Origin of the sequence: Bacillus sp. S2(2024) (assembly GCF_050474045.1) — a bacterium.
GTDB classification, from domain to species: domain Bacteria; phylum Bacillota; class Bacilli; order Bacillales; family Bacillaceae_G; genus Bacillus_A; species Bacillus_A yunxiaonensis.
The window spans coordinates 1777704-1795943 of the sequence record NZ_JBFLUS010000003.1; the positions used below are offsets into that span (position 1 = coordinate 1777704).

The 18240-nt window shown below is 36.7% G+C and carries 17 protein-coding genes; 14 read left to right on the forward strand and 3 right to left on the reverse strand.

All coding sequences use genetic code 11. The annotated features are described in order from the left end of the window. Window positions 1-318: 318 nt before the first annotated feature. A complete protein-coding gene (locus AB1284_RS08855; protein ID WP_429750063.1) occupies window positions 319-1674 on the forward strand; it encodes a hemolysin family protein in 1356 nt (451 codons plus the stop codon). A gap of 320 nt (window positions 1675-1994) precedes the next feature. Here the strand turns inward: AB1284_RS08855 and AB1284_RS08860 are convergent, their stop codons facing one another. After that, on the reverse strand, window positions 1995-2387 hold the full coding sequence (locus tag AB1284_RS08860) for a YueI family protein (protein ID WP_429750061.1): 393 nt from the start codon (window positions 2385-2387) through the stop codon (window positions 1995-1997). 176 nt (window positions 2388-2563) lie between these two features. Here AB1284_RS08860 and AB1284_RS08865 point away from each other — a divergent pair, with 176 nt between their 5' ends. Next, window positions 2564-3703 carry a BA2291 family sporulation histidine kinase gene (locus AB1284_RS08865; RefSeq protein WP_429750059.1) on the forward strand — a complete coding sequence of 380 codons (1140 nt, stop codon included), beginning with the start codon at window positions 2564-2566 and terminating at the stop codon, window positions 3701-3703. A gap of 607 nt (window positions 3704-4310) precedes the next feature. On the opposite strand, the gene AB1284_RS08870 is transcribed toward AB1284_RS08865, so the two are convergent. Next, on the reverse strand, window positions 4311-5075 hold the full coding sequence (locus AB1284_RS08870; RefSeq protein WP_429750057.1) for a DUF4397 domain-containing protein: 765 nt from the start codon (window positions 5073-5075) through the stop codon (window positions 4311-4313). Between the two features lie 562 nt (window positions 5076-5637). Here AB1284_RS08870 and AB1284_RS08875 point away from each other — a divergent pair. From AB1284_RS08875 to AB1284_RS08930, 12 genes are all read left to right on the forward strand, one after another. Further along, complete coding sequence (locus AB1284_RS08875; protein WP_429750055.1) at window positions 5638-5790, forward strand: YjcZ family sporulation protein; 153 nt, start codon at window positions 5638-5640, stop codon at window positions 5788-5790. Window positions 5791-6011: 221 nt separating this feature from the next. After that, window positions 6012-7484, forward strand: coding sequence for an NAD(P)/FAD-dependent oxidoreductase (locus AB1284_RS08880; protein WP_429750053.1), 1473 nt, complete (start codon window positions 6012-6014; stop codon window positions 7482-7484). A gap of 807 nt (window positions 7485-8291) precedes the next feature. After that, on the forward strand, window positions 8292-9602 hold the full coding sequence (locus AB1284_RS08885) for an aspartate aminotransferase family protein (RefSeq protein WP_429750052.1): 1311 nt from the start codon (window positions 8292-8294) through the stop codon (window positions 9600-9602). Further along, complete coding sequence (locus tag AB1284_RS08890; RefSeq protein WP_429750050.1) at window positions 9599-10297, forward strand: 3-oxoacid CoA-transferase subunit A; 699 nt, start codon at window positions 9599-9601, stop codon at window positions 10295-10297. Before AB1284_RS08885 ends, AB1284_RS08890 begins: the two co-directional genes overlap by 4 nt. Beyond that, window positions 10282-10944, forward strand: coding sequence for a CoA transferase subunit B (locus tag AB1284_RS08895; protein WP_429754314.1), 663 nt, complete (start codon window positions 10282-10284; stop codon window positions 10942-10944). The genes AB1284_RS08890 and AB1284_RS08895 overlap by 16 nt, the downstream gene beginning before the upstream one ends. A gap of 15 nt (window positions 10945-10959) precedes the next feature. Continuing rightward, on the forward strand, window positions 10960-12228 hold the full coding sequence (locus AB1284_RS08900) for a peptidase (RefSeq protein ID WP_429750048.1): 1269 nt from the start codon (window positions 10960-10962) through the stop codon (window positions 12226-12228). Continuing rightward, window positions 12225-13079, forward strand: a complete 855-nt coding sequence (gene ablB, locus AB1284_RS08905; RefSeq protein ID WP_429750047.1) for a putative beta-lysine N-acetyltransferase — start codon at window positions 12225-12227, stop codon at window positions 13077-13079. Before AB1284_RS08900 ends, ablB begins: the two co-directional genes overlap by 4 nt. A 356-nt stretch (window positions 13080-13435) precedes the next feature. Then, window positions 13436-14815 (forward strand): sigma-54 interaction domain-containing protein, encoded by a 1380-nt coding sequence (locus tag AB1284_RS08910; RefSeq protein ID WP_429750045.1) that lies wholly within the window; start codon window positions 13436-13438, stop codon window positions 14813-14815. 248 nt (window positions 14816-15063) lie between these two features. Then, entirely contained in the window at window positions 15064-16482 is a 1419-nt protein-coding gene (gene ablA / locus AB1284_RS08915) for a lysine 2,3-aminomutase (RefSeq protein ID WP_429750043.1), read from the forward strand. Further along, window positions 16479-16751, forward strand: coding sequence for a YokU family protein (locus AB1284_RS08920; protein ID WP_429750041.1), 273 nt, complete (start codon window positions 16479-16481; stop codon window positions 16749-16751). The genes ablA and AB1284_RS08920 overlap by 4 nt, the downstream gene beginning before the upstream one ends. Before the next feature lie 74 nt (window positions 16752-16825). After that, complete coding sequence (locus AB1284_RS08925) at window positions 16826-17041, forward strand: YozE family protein (protein ID WP_429750039.1); 216 nt, start codon at window positions 16826-16828, stop codon at window positions 17039-17041. 244 nt (window positions 17042-17285) lie between these two features. Beyond that, window positions 17286-17948, forward strand: a complete 663-nt coding sequence (locus AB1284_RS08930; protein ID WP_429750037.1) for a hypothetical protein — start codon at window positions 17286-17288, stop codon at window positions 17946-17948. 1 nt (window position 17949) lies between these two features. Here the strand turns inward: AB1284_RS08930 and AB1284_RS08935 are convergent, their stop codons facing one another. After that, window positions 17950-18105, reverse strand: coding sequence for a DUF3930 family protein (locus tag AB1284_RS08935; protein ID WP_429750035.1), 156 nt, complete (start codon window positions 18103-18105; stop codon window positions 17950-17952). Window positions 18106-18240: the final 135 nt, after the last annotated feature.

Here is an 18240-nt window from a genome sequence, read left to right on the forward strand (position 1 = left end):
AGCTTGTTCGTTCCCTGCATGCTTGACAAAAGAAGTGGGAAATCGGCAAAGAAAGTGCTTATTCACAAAAATAAATTTGTAAGAAAGGAAACATCTCGAAAATGAACAAAAGTTGTCTAATTTCAGCTGTTTCTCTTATTTGACGGAGAGTATAAGTTTCGTTATCATAAACGTAAATATCTTTTTTATGTATGCATATAATGTATAAAAGGTGATTGCTAGTGTAGAAACTTGTAAGATTGTTAGAGAAGTCCTTTCTTTAGAATAAAACCATTAGGAGGTGGCTTCCTTACTTACAAAGTGAGTAAGGAAATGTATTTGGACATATTTAGTATAAGTATGGTCATTGTTTTAATTGCCTTAACTGCTTTCTTCGTTGCGTCTGAATATGCAATTGTCAAAGTTAGGAGCTCACGCATCGATTATTTAATTGCAGAAGGAAATAAACGTGCAACGGCGACGAAAACAGTCATTACAAACTTAGACGAGTATTTATCAGCGTGTCAGTTAGGAATTACAGTGACAGCACTCAGCCTTGGATGGTTAGGAGAGCCGACAGTTACACGTGTGCTTGATCCGATTTTTGCAAGATTGGAAGTGCCTCCCTCGTTGGGATCCGTCTTATCTGTTTCTCTAGCTTTAATGTTTATTACTTTTTTTCACGTCGTAGTAGGTGAGTTAGCTCCAAAAACATTGGCAATTCAAAAGGCAGAAGGAATTAGTTTAGCAGTTGCAAGGCCGCTTATCCTTTTCTATCGACTAGCGTATCCATTTATTTGGACATTAAATGGTTCGGCACGTATTGTTACAAGAATGTTTGGGTTAAAACCAATGCATAAGCATGAGGTAGCACACTCAGAAGAAGAGTTACGTATGCTCGTATCAGAGAGTTATAAAAATGGTGAAATTAATCAATCGGAATATAAATATGTAAATAAGATTTTCGAATTTGATGATCGACTTGCGAAAGAAATAATGGTTCCACGTACAGAGATGGTAATTTTAGAAAAAGAGCAATCTGTTACGGAAGCAATGAAATTGATGTCAAATGAGAAGTATACAAGGTATCCTATCATTGACGGCGATAAAGATCATGTTATTGGTTTTGTGAATTTTAAGGATATTTTTACAGATTTTGTGAAACATGATGGTGCAAATAAAGAAACTGTTGCACAGTATGCTCGTCCGATTATCCAAATTATTGAATCAATTGCTATTCATGATTTGTTTGTGAAAATGCAGCGTGAACGCACACATATGGCAATTTTAGTGGATGAATACGGCGGAACATCTGGGCTTGTAACAGTTGAAGATATATTAGAAGAAATCGTTGGTGACATACAAGATGAATTTGATACGGATGAAAAGCCGGAGATTCAGCGCATTAGCGAAACGAAAATAATTTTAGAAGGAAAAGTACTTGTTAGTGAAGTCAATGCATTATTAGGGCTTTCAATTAACGATGAAGACGTTGATACAATTGGTGGTTGGATTTTAACAGAACATCTTGAAATTGAACAAGGTGATATTGTGGACATTGAAAATTATAAGTTTCGTATTGTTGAGTTAGATGGTCATTACATTAAACAAATCGAAGTGACGAAGCAGATTGCACCGCAGCCTGTAGAAGTAACAGAACAACATGTGTCTCTTCAAGAACAAGTAAGCTCATAACCTTGCCCATATGGTAAGGTTTTTTATTTATCGGAAAATGGGCAAGAAAACCCCATCTTCAAAATGCGCGGGGCATAGCTCAGTTTAAGGTGGGGATGAATTGCCGTCTCATTCGTAAAAAAATTTCACATCAATACGAAAAATAAACCCGACTTATAGTCAGGTTTATTTTTGTTAGTTCATCCCGAATTAACGGGCAGTAAGATCCCCCACCTCAAGATTGAGAGAGAATCGAAGAAAATAGGTGGGGGATAACTGCTCGTAAAAGCCTGATTGGTTCAACTAACGTTCTGGGAAAAAAATGTTCCCAGAAGGAAGTTTCACTTTATCTCTTGCTTATAAATCTCATCTTCTACATAAATATGCTCTTTCTCAACCGCTGTATCATGCGCGAGTACAAGGCCGATTGGTGTGTTTGTATCTTTATTTTGTACAATTGTAAACGGTACTTGTTTTTCGTTTGCTAATTTAATGTATTTAGATAAATGTGGGTAAGCGATGCTACCGTTCACATACAATGTTAACCCTTGAGAAGAACCCATACTTTCTTTTACTGCTGTATATACGTTTGTTTGCATCACTTGCCCAATTGTTAATGCGATTTCTACGCGCTCACGCAATGTGCTTAAAAACATATTTCGTTCTTCAGGTTTATTTTGTTTTTGTCCATGAATGCCTTCTTGAAGATAATCTTCCACATTTTTATTTCCCATTTTTTTCACACCTTTCCTATTTCTATTGTACGAAAGAAATGAAAAGGATGCAAAAATATAATTTCACGTACTATATTTTAAAATTTTATCAACATTAAATAACAAAATGTGACATTACTCTCTTAACGAAATTCGTTTTTTGTGTTAATATTCAAAATATATAGGGTGTTTTTCGTATGGAGATGGAGGGAATGGGGGTTTTTCCAATCGATAAGGATATTAGTAAAATGTTTTGTATGTACTTAAAAAAGAATAGTCAACAATTCGTAGAGAACTGGAAAAACAAAATTATTATTTCAGAAAACGATCCGTTTAAAGACGAAATTATTGAAAACGGGGAAAATTTACTAGCATTAATGATGGAACTCATTATGAAAGAGAAAGAAGTTGAACATATTAGGACGTTATGTGAGAAAATCGCCATTGAGCGCGCGGGGGCAGATGCAAATATTGGAGACTTTGTCTATAATGCGAATATAGGGCGAAATGAATTGTTTGAGGCAATGTGTGAATTAGATGTGAGTGCTCGTGAATTGAAACCAATCATGGCAAAAATACATACTTGTTTTGACCGCCTAATCTATTATACAGTTTTGAAATACTCAGAAATTATCTCGAAAAATTTAGAAGAAAAGCAACAATTTATTAACGAAACACATAAAGAGAGATTGACAATTTTGGGACAAATGTCAGCAAGTTTCGTTCATGAGTTTCGCAATCCGCTAACTTCTATTATGGGATTTGTAAAACTGTTACAATCAGATCAACCCCATCTTCCGTACTTAGATATTATTTCGCATGAGCTTGACCAATTAAATTTTAGAATTTCTCAATTTTTACTTGTTTCTAAAAAAGAAATTTGGAATGAAGCAGAGCGGTTTTGGCTGAATGATTTATTTCATGATATTATCCAGTTCTTATATCCGAGCTTAGTGAATGTAAATGTTTCTATTGAGAAAAATCTGCCGTATCCAATACCATTTATCGGGTATCGAAGTGAAGTTAGGCAAGTGTTTTTAAATATTTTAATGAACTCTATTGACGCTCTTGAAGGAGTGGTAGAAAGTAAGAGAATTGTTATTGATGTGTGTGAAGATGAAGAACTAATACATATTTTTATTAAAAATAATGGCCCGATGATTCCTCCAAAAAATATTGAAACAATATTTGAACCATTTGTAACGACAAAAAAGTTAGGAACTGGAATTGGCTTATTTGTTTGTAAGCAAATTGTGGAAAAACATAAAGGATCTATTACATGTAAGTCAACAGAAGAATGGACAGAATTTCATATTTCTTTTGAAAAATCGATATAAAATAAAGTGAAATGTATTATAGTAGAGCTGTGGATAATTGTACCGTTTATTTGTTTCAAGAAATGCAATAGTGCGTTAGTTTGTTAAAGTTAAAAATACACCGTTCAAAATAAGAACGGTGTGTTTTTGTTAAAAGGAATGTTGTCATATCAAAATGTGAAGTGTACAAAATGAGTTGATATTTTTTTATGTCAGCTTTATCCCGTTATTCATGGGCAGTAAGACCTTCACCTCAAGAATCAGAGCAGAGAGAAGCGAGGAAGGTTGGTGGGGGGCAACTGCTCGTAAAAGCCCGATTGGTTCAGCTAACCATCAGTGAGAGGTGAAGAAACTTTCCACTGATGGAAGTTTCACTTTATTTAAGTTTGTCCTTCTTGAATATTGAGCCCCATTTGTATAACTAATTGTGCGTGCTTTTTTAAATTTTCTTCAAAATGAGTCATGAGCACCCCCCCCCCGGAAATATATGGATTATCATAAAATTATAAATTAAATTGAATACTTTTTCTATTTAGTTTCCAACATTTGTTAAATAATAAAATAACCAGATTGTACATACTAGAGGCTGCTTTATAAAATTAGAAATGATTATATGTTTTTGAAAAATTTAATTTGTCAAAAATAAACTCTCCAATTTTGGTGATTTATTTGCATAACCAAGTGCAACAATTGTATAAATTTTATTTGCCTCAATTTTCACTTCGGGAATTGTTAATACAACGTTTTTAGTTCCCGTAACTGATACTTCTATATCTGCTACACCGGGACTTACTTGCAAGTAATCTGTTGCCTGTTTAAATGCAACCTTTTCGAACAGTTTTTCTCCATCTTTTAAAGCTACATCTACTTCGGGGGTATCAGGAGATAAATGGACGAATCGTATTTTTGCTTGACCGTATGGTAAAGGTGTATTGTCAATGAGAGGTAACAGTTGAAGTTTATCAACAGTACCAGCTGCCGCAAGAGTATATACATGGTTCCCCATTATGGGAATGAGAGCTGAAAAGATTGGAGTTTCATCACCGGCAGGTATGATATCAATACGGTATTGTCCTTGTATAAGTGAAAGGTATGGACTATGTTGCTTAAACGAAATGTTTTTCACCACTTTTTGACCATTTATGACAATATCAACAGTGGATGCGTCAGGAGAAGCGTGCAAGATTCGAACATGAGATGGTAACGATTGTTCGCTTGAATGTGGTAGTGATATCCTGCTTTGCTCGTAAGCCTGTACAAATTGTTTCATAGCTTTATAGTGTTTCAAATATAATTCCATATATTTTTGTGGATTTATATATTTGTAATAACAGGCAAGTTGCTCATACATTGCAGCTTGCTGCGCATACTTTTCTACTTCAGACGGATTCATTTATTTTCCCCCCTCTAGTATCATTATTACAACTATATGCATGTACAAATGTCATAAGTACTTGATAACTATTGATGATAAAAAAGTTCTGTTACAATTGATTTTTTATGGTAAATGATAACGAATATTTTTGTACAAAATTAGCATTTGTAACATCAAGTTTTTGGAAATAAATGATTTATGAAAGCTTTAACTGCGATTTTTCTTTTACCGTTATAAATGTTGTCTCTGTATTATCCGGCAATTCTTGGGTAGTAAGGATCCACCTCAAGATTGAGAGAGAGGCGAAGAAGATAGGTGGAGAGATGAGAAAAACCCCACTGATGGAAGTTTCACTTTATCTTTACCAGTAATTTTACATTCTTAAATTAATATATATATGTATTATTAGACCTGAGGAATTCAACCATAGTCCTGTAAATATTCATCTTGCAGGAGATGAAACCTCTAGCTAAGCTGGAGATTTTTTTTATTTCTAGGCAAACACACATACAAAATGAGGTTTGTCCTACATATTTTGTCAATGTAAACTATTTTAAATAGATGTAAGGAGTGAAAAACTATGTGGGGTTATGGTGGAGGTTATGGCTGTGGCTACGGCGGTGGATTTGGCTACGGCGGTTATGGCTGTGGAGGCTGTGGTTATGGCTTTGCGATCGTTGTTGTGTTATTTATTTTACTAATTATCATTGGAGCTACTTGCGTGCGCTTCTAGTTATTTAGAAAGAGCGTCATGGTGAACCGATTAATTACATATTAATCGGTTCTTTCTTTTGTAATATCCTTATTTAACCAAAATCCAAAGAGAAAACATCATTTTCACGAACATTAAAGTTAATTTATCTGTAAATAATTCGTTAAATTCGTTGACATTCCAAATAGAACATGGTACTTTTAGTAAGGATTTTCTAAGGAATGCAATGGGGGAATGAATACATGAATACGAACTATGATGTAATTGTTGTAGGTGCAGGTCCTGCTGGCATTTTTACTTGCTATGAAACAATTGTTAAAATGCCAGATGCAAAAGTGCTGTTAATTGATAAAGGACATGATATTTATCGTCGTAATTGTCCGATTCTTCAGAAGAAAATAACGAAGTGTCCACCTGCTGCTGGAAAGAAAGATCATGCAGGATGTTTACCAGCATGCTCAATCACAAATGGTTTTGGCGGTGCAGGAGCATATTCAGATGGGAAATTTAACATTACAAGTGAATTCGGTGGTTGGATGACAGATTATTTATCTGCATCGACTGTAATGGATTTAATCAAATATGTGGATGAAATTAACTTAGCACACGGTGCAACTACTTCAATTACAGATCCATTAACAGATGAAGTTCGTGATATCGAAAAACGCGCTTACGCAGCTGGATTAAAACTATTGCGTGCACAAGTTCGCCACTTAGGTACTGAACAAAACTTAGAAATTTTAAAAAGCATTTTCGAATATTTAAAAGAGAAAATCCATATGAAATTTAAAATAGAAGTAGACGACATTGTAACTGAAAAAGTAGAGAATGAACATGTCGTACGCGGCATTGTTTTAAAAGACGGAACAATGCTATCTGCGAAAAAAGTAGTAATTGTACCAGGGCGTGATGGATCTGTTTGGTTAACAAAAATTATGAAAAAGCGCCGTTTAAAAATGATCACGAACCAAGTTGATATTGGTGTTCGCGTTGAAACTTCAAACATTGTGATGGAGGAAATCAACAAGCATCTTTATGAAGGGAAATTCGTATTCAATACATCTGTCGGAACGCGAGTACGTACATTTTGTAGTAACCCGTCTGGTCACGTTGTTGTTGAAAACCACTCTGGAATTATGACAGCGAATGGTCATGCATACAAAGATCCTGCGCTTGGCAGTAATAACACGAACTTTGCGCTTTTAGTATCACATCAATTTTCAGAGCCATTCGATCAGCCGAACGAATACGCACATGAAGTATCACGTCTAGCAAACCGTATTTCAATGGGCGGAGTTACGGTACAAAAGTACGGAGACATTTTAAAAGGTCGTCGTTCTACACCGAAGCGTATTCAAGAAGGTTTCCTTGAGCCGACATTAAAAGAAGCAGTACCAGGTGACTTAGGTCTTGTGTTACCATACAATACAATGAAAAGTTTAATTGAAATGACAGAAGCATTGAATCACGTCACACCAGGTATTGCATCTGAACATACATTATTTTACGGCGTAGAAGCGAAATTTTACTCCGCAAGACCGAAACTAACCGAGCATTTTGAATCTGAAATTTCCGGCTTATACTTAGGTGGAGACGGTGCTGGCGTAACACGCGGACTAGCGCAAGCAAGCGCATGCGGTGTTCACATCGCTCGTCATATTGTAGAACATTTAACGAATAAAACAGAAAAAAGAGAAGAAGTTGTAGTGGGGTAATATATATAATAGAAGAAAAACGATCTTATTGTATAGAATAAGATCGTTTTTTTTTTAGGAGTAATTCATCAACTGAATGAAATGACATGTCTATTAAAAATATAATATAGGATGGAAATCACTGATAGTTAGCTATTTATAAGAGTTAGAACATAGTATGTAATTTAGCACTTATAGGCGTTGGAAAGGTAGAAGAAATAAATTTATCCCGTTATTCGTCCCACCTTAAGATTGAGAGACAAGTGAAGAAATCCCTCACCATCGAAGTTTCACTTCTCAAGTTAGGGAATTAAATTTGATTGTTATACTAACCTGTTGTTCTTTGCTATAGGGCTCTCTTTCGTTTTGTACTAAGAAGCAATACGGTTTCTATTTTAAGAATGAAAGAAGTGAGAGGAGCTGATTGGTAAATAGAAAATTTTCCCTTGTTGAATTTTGTCTAAATTTATTTGAAAGTATACGAGATAAAGTGACGAAGAAGGAAGGAGATTTATTAGAGGGTTGTCGAAGTTTACACATTAACAACATGTTTTTACTTCGAAGGTTATTTTAGAAGAGAGGAGTAAGAGGGATTTTTTAGTTGCTGGTTGTGTTTGTGTAAGGAGGGGGATGTAGAGAGAATATTGTTGACTTCCGCTCAGTTGTTTCTGAAATTTCTTTCTATTTCATTTTTATGCACTTATTTTTATATTCTATAATAATGGCTTTTTAATAGATTCACTGCATAGGCAGAGAGTTCTTTTTTTATGAGAGAAAAGTCAATTTTCTTCATATTTACATATGAGTCGAAGAAACGGGGGAAGCGTCATGCGCGATTACTTAATTAAACCACTTGTTGGTCAACCTTATCCGATGATTTCACATGGGGAAGGTGTATATTTATATGATCAAAACGGCAATAAATATTTTGATGGTTCGTCAGGGGCAATTACGGCAAGTATCGGACATGGCGTAAAAGAGATTGCTGAAGTTATTAAGCAACAAGCAGAGGAGATTGCATTTGTATATCGTTCACAGTTCACGAGTGAGCCGGCAGAGAAGCTTGCGAAGAAGCTGAGCGATTTAAATATGGGGGATTTAAATTGGAGCTTTTTCGTTAATAGCGGTACAGAGGCAAATGAAACGGCAATGAAGATTGCGATTCAACATTTTCAAGAGCGCGGTATTCAAGGGAAAAATAAAATTTTGTCACGCTGGATGAGTTATCACGGAATTACGATGGGAGCATTATCATTGTCTGGACATCCGCTGCGTAGGCAACGCTTTGTTTCCATTTTGGAAGATTATCCGACATTGCCAGCACCATATTGTTTCCGCTGTCCAGTACAAAAGGTGTATCCGACATGTCAACTTGCATGTGCAACAGAGTTAGAGAGAGCAATTGAACGTATTGGGGCGGAGCATATTGCGGCATTTATTGCTGAGCCAATTATCGGTGCAGCTGGGGGAGCAATTGTACCACCGAAGGATTATTATAAGGTGATTAAGGACATTTGTGAGCATTATGATATTTTATTTATTGCTGATGAAGTCATGACAGGGCTTGGCCGAACTGGTGCATGGTTTGCGATGGAACATTGGGGTGTTCAGCCGGATATTATGACGCTAGGAAAAGGATTAGGAGCTGGTTATACACCGATGGCAGCAACTATGGTAAGTGATCGCGTGATGGAACCAATTTTGCGCGGTTCTCGTTCTGTAATGAGTGGGCATACATTAAGTGCAAATCCACTTTCCGCTGCGACAGCTTTAGCGGTGATTGAATATACGGAGAAGCATCGTTTACCAGAAGCTGCTGCTGAAAAAGGCGAGTATTTAATCAACGGCCTGCAAAAAGTGCAGCAAGAATCGACAATTATTGCTGATGTACGCGGGAAAGGTTTGCTGATTGGAGTAGAATTGCAATCGTTTACAAAATCATCTGAACTTATTTCGGTTGCGGCGAAAAATGGACTTTTATTATATCAAGCTGTATCAGGACAAGCAGGTAAGGAAGATAGCGCATTGTTAGTTGCGCCGCCGCTTACTACTACATATGAAGAGCTTGATGAATTACTTCATATTTTTGCGAAAAGTGTAGAGGAAATGGCTCAAAAAGGAGGGCATAGTGTCGTATGACAACTATTACAAATACATTTGGGAAATTAAAAACAATACAAGATGTTATGCCATATTTTCATGATGAGATGACACTTATGTTTGGAGGGTTTGGAGGTATTGGATCTCCTCCCTCTTTAATTCAAGCGATTTTAGATAAAGGAATTACAGATTTACATCTAATCGGTAATGATACTGGTTTTCCTGATGTGGGAATTGGCCGCCTTGTGACAAATGAGCGTGTAAAGTCGTTAATTACGTCGCATATCGGTTCAAATCCAAATGCAGGACGGCAATTAAATGAAGGAAGATTGCATATTGAGTTTTCTCCTCAAGGTACATTAGCAGAACGAATTCGAGCTGGCGGTGTCGGGCTTGGTGGTGTTCTTGTTGATGTTGGGATGGATACGATTGTAGAAGAAGGGAAACGAACTGTTGAAATAAATGGGAAGACATATTTAATTGAGACAGCATTAACGGCAGAAGTGTCCATTGTGTTTGCGAAACAAGCAGACCCTTTTGGTAATCTTGTGTTTGATAAAAGCGCACGCAATATGAATCCACACGTTGCAATGGCTGGGGATATTACAATTGTAGAGGCTGAAGAAATTGTTCCGCTTGGGGAACTGGATCCAGAAGAGATTATAACGCCTGGTGTATTTGTTGATTATATTGTTCCATCGGGAGGAGTGAATTGGAAATGGGCATGGGAGTAGAGGTTCGCAATAAAATTGCAAAGCGCGCTGCAAAGGAAATTCAAAATGGAATGATTGTTAATTTAGGGATTGGTATTCCGTCTCTTGTTCCGAACCATTTGCCAGACGATATGCATGTTATGTTTCATGCGGAAAATGGCATTGTTGGTATGGGGCCGACACCAGTAAAGGGCGAAGAGGATGAAAATTTATGTAATGCGGCCGGATTACCAACATCGATTATTGCCGGGGCTAGTTATTTTGATAGCAGCATGGCATTTGGGATGATTCGAAAAGGATTGCTTGATATTACAATTCTTGGGTCATTGCAAGTAAGTGAAAACGGAGATTTAGCAAACTGGATTGTACCAGGTAAGCGTGTACCAGGTATTGGCGGGGCGATGGATTTAGCACAAAAGGCAAAGCGTGTTGTCGTTGTGATGAATCACATTGATAAATATGGGAATGCGAAAATTGTTTCAGAGTGTACACTTCCGCTCACGTCAAAACGATGTGTTGATGTAATTATTACAGACATGGCAGTAATGGAAGTAACACCGGACGGCTTAGTGCTGCAAGAATTGATGAGTCCGTACACAGTAGAAGATGTAAAAAAATGCACAGAAGCTGCTTTTCATGTGAGTCCATCTTTACTAGTAATTGAATGAAAGGAGATGTAACAATTGGAGCAATATAAAAAACAAGTGTGTGAATATATTGAAATTAATGAAAATATGAGCGTGAAATTATTAAAGCGTTTAATCCAAGAGAAAAGTACGAGCGGGGATGAAAGCGGCGCGCAGGCGGTTGTGATTGAAAAGTTGCGTGAACTTGGTTTAGATTTGGATATTTGGGAGCCTTCATTTACGAAAATGAAAGATCATCCATATTTCGTTTCACCGCGTACAAACTTTACTGATAGTCCGAATATTGTGGCGACATTAAAGGGAAGCGGCGGCGGAAAGTCAATGATTTTAAATGGGCATATCGATGTTGTGCCTGAAGGAGATTTAAACCAGTGGGATCATCATCCATATGCAGGAGAAAAAGTTGGGAATCGTATATATGGGCGTGGCACAACAGATATGAAAGGCGGTAATGTTGCGCTCATGCTGGCGATGGAAGCCATTATAGAAACGGGAATCCGTTTAAAAGGAGATGTATATTTTCAAAGTGTAATAGAAGAAGAAAGCGGCGGCGCAGGTACGCTTGCGGCAATTTTACGAGGTTACGAGGCGGATGGTGTAATTATCCCAGAGCCGACAAACATGAAATTTTTTCCGAAACAACAAGGTTCAATGTGGTTTCGTTTATTCGTAAAAGGGAAAGCTGCTCATGGTGGTACGCGTTATGAAGGTGTGAGTGCCATTGAGAAAAGTATGCTTGTTGTAGAGCATATGAGAAAGCTAGAAGAAAAACGAAATGAAAGAATTACAGATCCGTTATATAAAGGAATTCCAATTCCAATTCCGATTAATATCGGGAAAATTGAAGGTGGCAGTTGGCCGAGTTCTGTGCCCGATTTTATTACTTTAGAAGGCAGATATGGTGTTGCGCCGAATGAAAGTATGGAGGAAGCAAAAATAGAATTTGAAAATTGGGTAGGACAATTAAGTAAGGTAGATCCATGGTTTATAGAACACCCAGTAGAAATAGAATGGTTTGGCGCACGTTGGGTTCCGGGCGAATTAGAGGAAAAGCATCCACTTATTACAACGCTGAAGGACAATTTTATGCATATTGAAGACACAGAACCGATTGTTGAGGCATCGCCATGGGGAACAGATGGTGGTTTATTTACACAAATTGCTAATATTCCAACTATCGTGTTTGGTCCAGGTGAAACGAAAGTTGCCCATTATCCAAATGAATATATTGAAATTGACAAAATGATTGCGGCGGCAAAGATTATCGCATGTACATTACTAGACTGGTGCGAGGTGGACGAATGAAATATTATGAAGAATTTGTAGAACAGACGAAGTACTATACATTAGAATGCTCGTTAGATTATTTTAATAAACGTATTCGTGTTGATCATTATAAAGGAAATGTCGAGCAAGTAATGCGTAAAGTGGAAGAACTCGCAAACTCTCATTCTTTCACTAAATTAATTATAAAAGGAAAAAGAGAGCACGTTCCTGCGTGGCTCTCTCTTGGCTTTATGCTTGAAGCTAGTATTCCTCAATACTTCCAAGGGCATGATGCATTTTTTATGGTGAAATATCGGGATGATGAACGCCGTAATAGTGTGCAGTGGGTGAAGGAAGATGAAATTATAAGTGGTGTAATTGCAAAAAAAGTAATAGAAAAGGAAATACCAGCACAGTTTGTTTTGCGAAAAGCGACAGAACAAGATGCACAGCAGCTTGCGGACGTATTTGGAAAAGTATTTGAGATTTACCCAACACCTTTGAACGAAGCAGACTATATCGTGAAAACGATGAAGGAAGATACGATTTATTATGTGTATGAAATGGAAGGAATGATTATTAGCACAGCTTCAGCAGAAATGAATGTAAAAGAAGGAAACGCGGAGTTGACGAATTGCGCAACATTACCAGAGTATCGAAAGCATGGATTCATGAAAAGCTTACTTATGAAGTTAGAAGAAGAGCTGCGAGATAGATCTATTTTTTGTTCGTATACAATTGCACGGTCGCTTTCTTTTGGTATGAATGCAGCGTTTTATCAGCTTGGATATACGTATACAGGCAGATTGGCGAATAACTGTTATATTTTCGATAAATTAGAGGATATGAACGTTTGGGTAAAAGATCTATCCCACAGTAACGGGCAATAAGCCCCTTACTGAGGGAGGTTTCACTTTATCCCGCATTAACGGGCAGTAAGATCCCCCCACCTCAAGATTCAAAGAAAAACGAGGAAGAAAGGTGGGGGATAACTGCCCGTAAAAGCCCGATTGGTTCAACTAACCCTCAGTGGGGGATGAAAAAGCCCCCCACTGAGGGAAGTTTCACTTTATCCCGTATTTAATAGACATTACAGAATAAAAATAAAGGTTCGTAAAGAATCAATTTATTCAACTTCCATAAGTTGGGGATGAACAGCCCTTGCTGATGGGAGTTTCATTTTACCGTTAGGTGCTAAAAATTCGGCACGATAATTGCTGATTTTTTAGCGAAGGAGGGAAATGCGTTGCTGGCGATTTCAACACAAGAAGTGATTGAAGCAATTTTAAGTAGTATTGATGAAGCTATTCATGCAGTGGATGAAAATGGGGTTACGATTTTTTATAACACAGTAGCAGCAAAACATGACGGATCAAATGTAGAAGATGTACTTGGTAAGCATTTATTAGAAGCGTTTCCTTCGCTAACGCCAGAAACGAGTACATTGCTAAAGGTACTGCAAATAAAAAAGCCAATCCAGCATCAAGTGCAGCGATATCAAAATCAAAGTGGGAAAGACGTTTATACGGTAAATACAACGCTTCCTATTTTTATAGAAGGGCGCATTGCTGGCGCTGTTGAGATTGCAAAAGATTACTCTACTATTCAAAAGCTGACGGAAAGTATTGCTGATTTGCAGTCGAAAATGAGGCGATCACCAGCGAAAAAAACACAGCAGAGGCATGTAGCATTTGATACGATTATTACGAATGATAAGCGCTTTTTGCAGACGAAACAGCTTGCACACAAGGTTGCTACCACTAATGCGAACGTACTCATTTACGGTGAAACGGGAACGGGAAAAGAGTTATTTGTACAAGCGATACATGAAGCTTCGAAAAGAAGAAATAATCCATTTATCGCTCAAAACTGCGCTGCTTTGCCGGAATCATTACTTGAAAGTTTACTGTTTGGAACAACAAAAGGTAGTTATACAGGTGCCATAGAACGTGCAGGTTTATTTGAGCTAGCGGATGGTGGTACGTTATTTTTAGATGAATTAAATTCGATGCCTTTAGATTTACAAGCAAAAATGCTGCGAGTATTGGAAGATGGTGTCATTCGCCGCATCGGTGATAACAAAACAAGAAAGGTTGATGTACGTGTTATTACAGCAATGAATCAACCGCCAGATGAGTGCCTTCGGGAAAATAAAATTCGTACGGATTTATATTATCGATTAAATGTGTTTTCTTTATTTATTCCACCGCTTCGCGAGCGAAAAGAAGATCTTTTATTGTTAGTCCCGCACTTTTTGAAGGCTTATAACGAGGAATATAAAAAGCATGTGATTGATATGAATGAAGATGTGAAAAAGCAATTGCTTCAGTATCATTGGCCAGGTAATGTGCGTGAATTAAAGCATATGATGGAACATGCGGTCATTGTTGCAGAAGGGAAAACATTAACGTTATCTTGTTTACCGCGTTCGTTTCGACAAGTGCCGAATCCACAGAAAAAGCCGATATTACCACTCCGAGAGGCGCTTCATGAAACGGAAAAAGAATTGATTGAACAAGCAATGTTAGAAACGAAAGGAAATGTTCTGCAAGCTGCAAAGTTGTTAGGCATTCCAAGACAAACTTTACAGTATAAACTAAATAAAAATGCGAAAGCTGCCGAATAATTGGCAGCTTTTGTGCGTTTGCACCAATAAAAAAGCAATTACATATATAGAAAGTAAAAGAAAATTCATTTTTTTCTGTTAATTATTTTGTTTAGTTTCTGTATAAAACGATATTTTTATAGTAAAGAAACGTGTAATAGCAAAGGTTGTACTAGTAGAGATAAATAGAAATTTAGATCTAATAGTTATAGTTGGCATGATAATTGCTTTAATAAATAGCGAGCGTTTGAAAAAAAGGGGGAATTGCAATGTTACACGACGTATATAAACCAAATCGTCATTGGAAAGAGATTGAATTATGGAAAGATGTTACAGAGGAACAATGGAATGATTGGATTTGGCAATTAACAAATACAATTAAAACATTAGATGATTTAAAGAAAGTAATCAATTTAACACCGGAAGAAGAAGAAGGTGTTAAAATTTCAACAAAAACAATTCCATTAAACATTACACCGTACTATGCATCTCTTATGAATCCAGATGATCCGCGTTGTCCGATTCGTATGCAATCTGTACCGATTTCAGAGGAATTGTATAAAACGAAGTACGATTTAGAAGATCCGCTCCATGAAGATGAAGATTCACCAGTTCCTGGATTAACACATCGTTATCCAGACCGTGTTCTTTTCTTAGTAACAAACCAATGTTCTATGTATTGTCGCTATTGTACACGCCGTCGTTTTAGTGGACAAATTGGAATGGGTGTTCCAAAGAAACAATTAGACGATGCAATTGCATATATTCGCGAAACGCCGCAAGTTCGCGACGTCTTAATTTCTGGCGGTGATGGCCTTCTTATTAACGATAATATTTTAGAGTACATTTTAAAGAACTTACGTGAAATTCCGCATGTGGAAATTATACGTATTGGAACGAGAGCTCCTGTTGTGTTTCCACAGCGTATTACAGAAAATCTTTGCAATATTCTTAAGAAATATCATCCAGTTTGGTTAAATACACATTTTAATACTTCTATTGAGATCACGGAAGAATCAAAACTTGCTTGTGAAATGCTTGCAAATGCAGGTGTACCACTTGGTAACCAAGCTGTTATTTTAGCAGGTATTAATGATAGCGTACCGATTATGAAAAAATTGATGCATGATTTAGTAAAAATTCGCGTGCGTCCTTACTATATTTATCAATGTGACTTATCAGAAGGAATTGGCCATTTCCGTGCACCAGTTTCCAAAGGTCTTGAAATTATTGAAGGATTACGTGGACATACGTCTGGTTATGCAGTGCCAACATTTGTTGTAGATGCGCCGGGCGGCGGCGGTAAAATTGCAGTTCAGCCAAACTACATTATTTCACAAAGCGCTGATAAAGTTGTTCTTCGTAACTTTGAAGGTGTAATTACAACGTATCCAGAGCCAGAGAATTATGTAGCAGGCAGAGCAGAAGGGTACTTTAAAGAAATTTATCCAACTTACGAAGAAAAGCGTTCTGATGTTGGAATCGCAGGACTGATGAGCGATAAGAAGTTTAATCTTGTACCAGAAGGCTTACAGCGTATGAATCGCCGAAAAGATTACGAAACAAATACAGAACATGCTTCATTAAAAGATAAACGTGACAAGCGTGACCAGTTGAAGGATAAAAAATATCAATCGCAAATGGCAAAACTAAATGAGAGCACAAAAACTGAGGGAGATGCAGTATGAGGTGTATGTGGTGTGAAGGTGAGGAAGCAACTGAGAGTGTAAACACTGTGTACTGGGAATTACCAGATGGAACACAAACAGTTACAATTCAAGAAACACCTTGTATCGCATGTCCAAATTGTGGAATGCAGTATCAATCAGAGGATATCGTGAAAGAAATTGAAGATCAGCTCTTTTTGATTTATACGAAAGATTTGCCAAAACAATTCACATATACAGAGCTTATGGAGCGTCCACGTTTATTAAAGCGAAATTATTTTGATTTTTAACCAGCATTTTTATGCTGGTTTTTTTCTTATTTGCCTTGTATAATGTAGCCAAGTTAGAAAGGCAGGGAATATTGTTGAAAAAGTCATTTTATCACTATATGATGAAGCATCGTGCTTCTTTACTGAAAGATAAACTATCAGACTTGGCAGAAACAATGTATGAAGATCATAGTTTTCCAAAACAGTCGGAGGATTACGATGAGATTAGTTCATATTTAGAGCTGAGCGGTTCATTGGAAAGTATGACCATTTTTGATTGTGCATGGGAATTATATATGCAAGAACGATAGAGTGAAGTGTCTATTCGTAGGCCATTTTATCACTAATCATTTTCAAGTTGTGTTATGTACACTCCAATAGCGGAGTGTATTTTTTTATCCCCAATTAACGGGCAGTAAGACCCCCACTGATGAAAGTTTCACTTTATAAAAAAATATTCAATTATACAAACTCATGTGATAAGCGTTTTCGTAGTGAGCCGCATATACTGTTAGCGTCACATACTTAAAATCACGACTTAAAAAGGAGAGAGAAATGATGAGAAAAAAGCAGCCCAAATATAATATAGGAGATATAGTCGTGATTACGTTATATGGTACGGTCGGTAAGGTTACAAATATAAAAATGCTAGACGGTGTTTATGTATATGAAGTAAACAATCACGATGGTTTTTATGTTGAACATACATTGCAGCTTGTGACAGAACAAGAGATGAAAGATGGCGAATCAGAATGGATTGAACTACGCTATAAATTTACATTTGGCGATCTTGTTCAAGTAACAGGCTATGAAAAAGATGTATTTCGCGTTGTCGGATACCGGACGGAAGTATGGCGTTACAAAAATGATGCTTGGGAAGACACAATTTATGAATTATCACGTATTACTGATGGCGAGTGGCTAGAAGCAGATGAATCAGATTTGACGCTTATTGCGAATGCACAAACAGCAAATGCAATTTTAAAGAAGATAAAACAAGATAAGGCGGGAATGAATAAGCTTGATCTAGGTAAATTAAAATCTATTAATAACTCGAAAAAAGTAAGTATCAAAACGAATCGAAAAGAAATTATCGACGGTTTATTAGATATTTTTAATGATTACAGAACATTATATGAAACATTTCAAGATGAAGAATATAAGATCGTGATGGAAGTTGTACGTAACTATTTAATCAAATTATCTGAGAAAAAATAATCTAGAAAGAGAGAAGGAATTGAAAGAAAATATAAGCTGTATATGGTATGCCTACAATTGTTAAAAAGATAATAAATATAGAAATAAGCTTGTCCGCCCATTCGTCCTCATGTATGAACTCTCCTTTTGCATGCATCATTTCTTCTTCATATTTCATTGTGTTTTCCTCCTTTATATAGCTTGTACTACATCCTATGCAAAAGTTTCTCTGCATATAACCTACATATCTAGTATAAAAAGAAAAATGTTTTTCTATTCTTATACATAATTTCTATTTTTCTTCATAAAACAG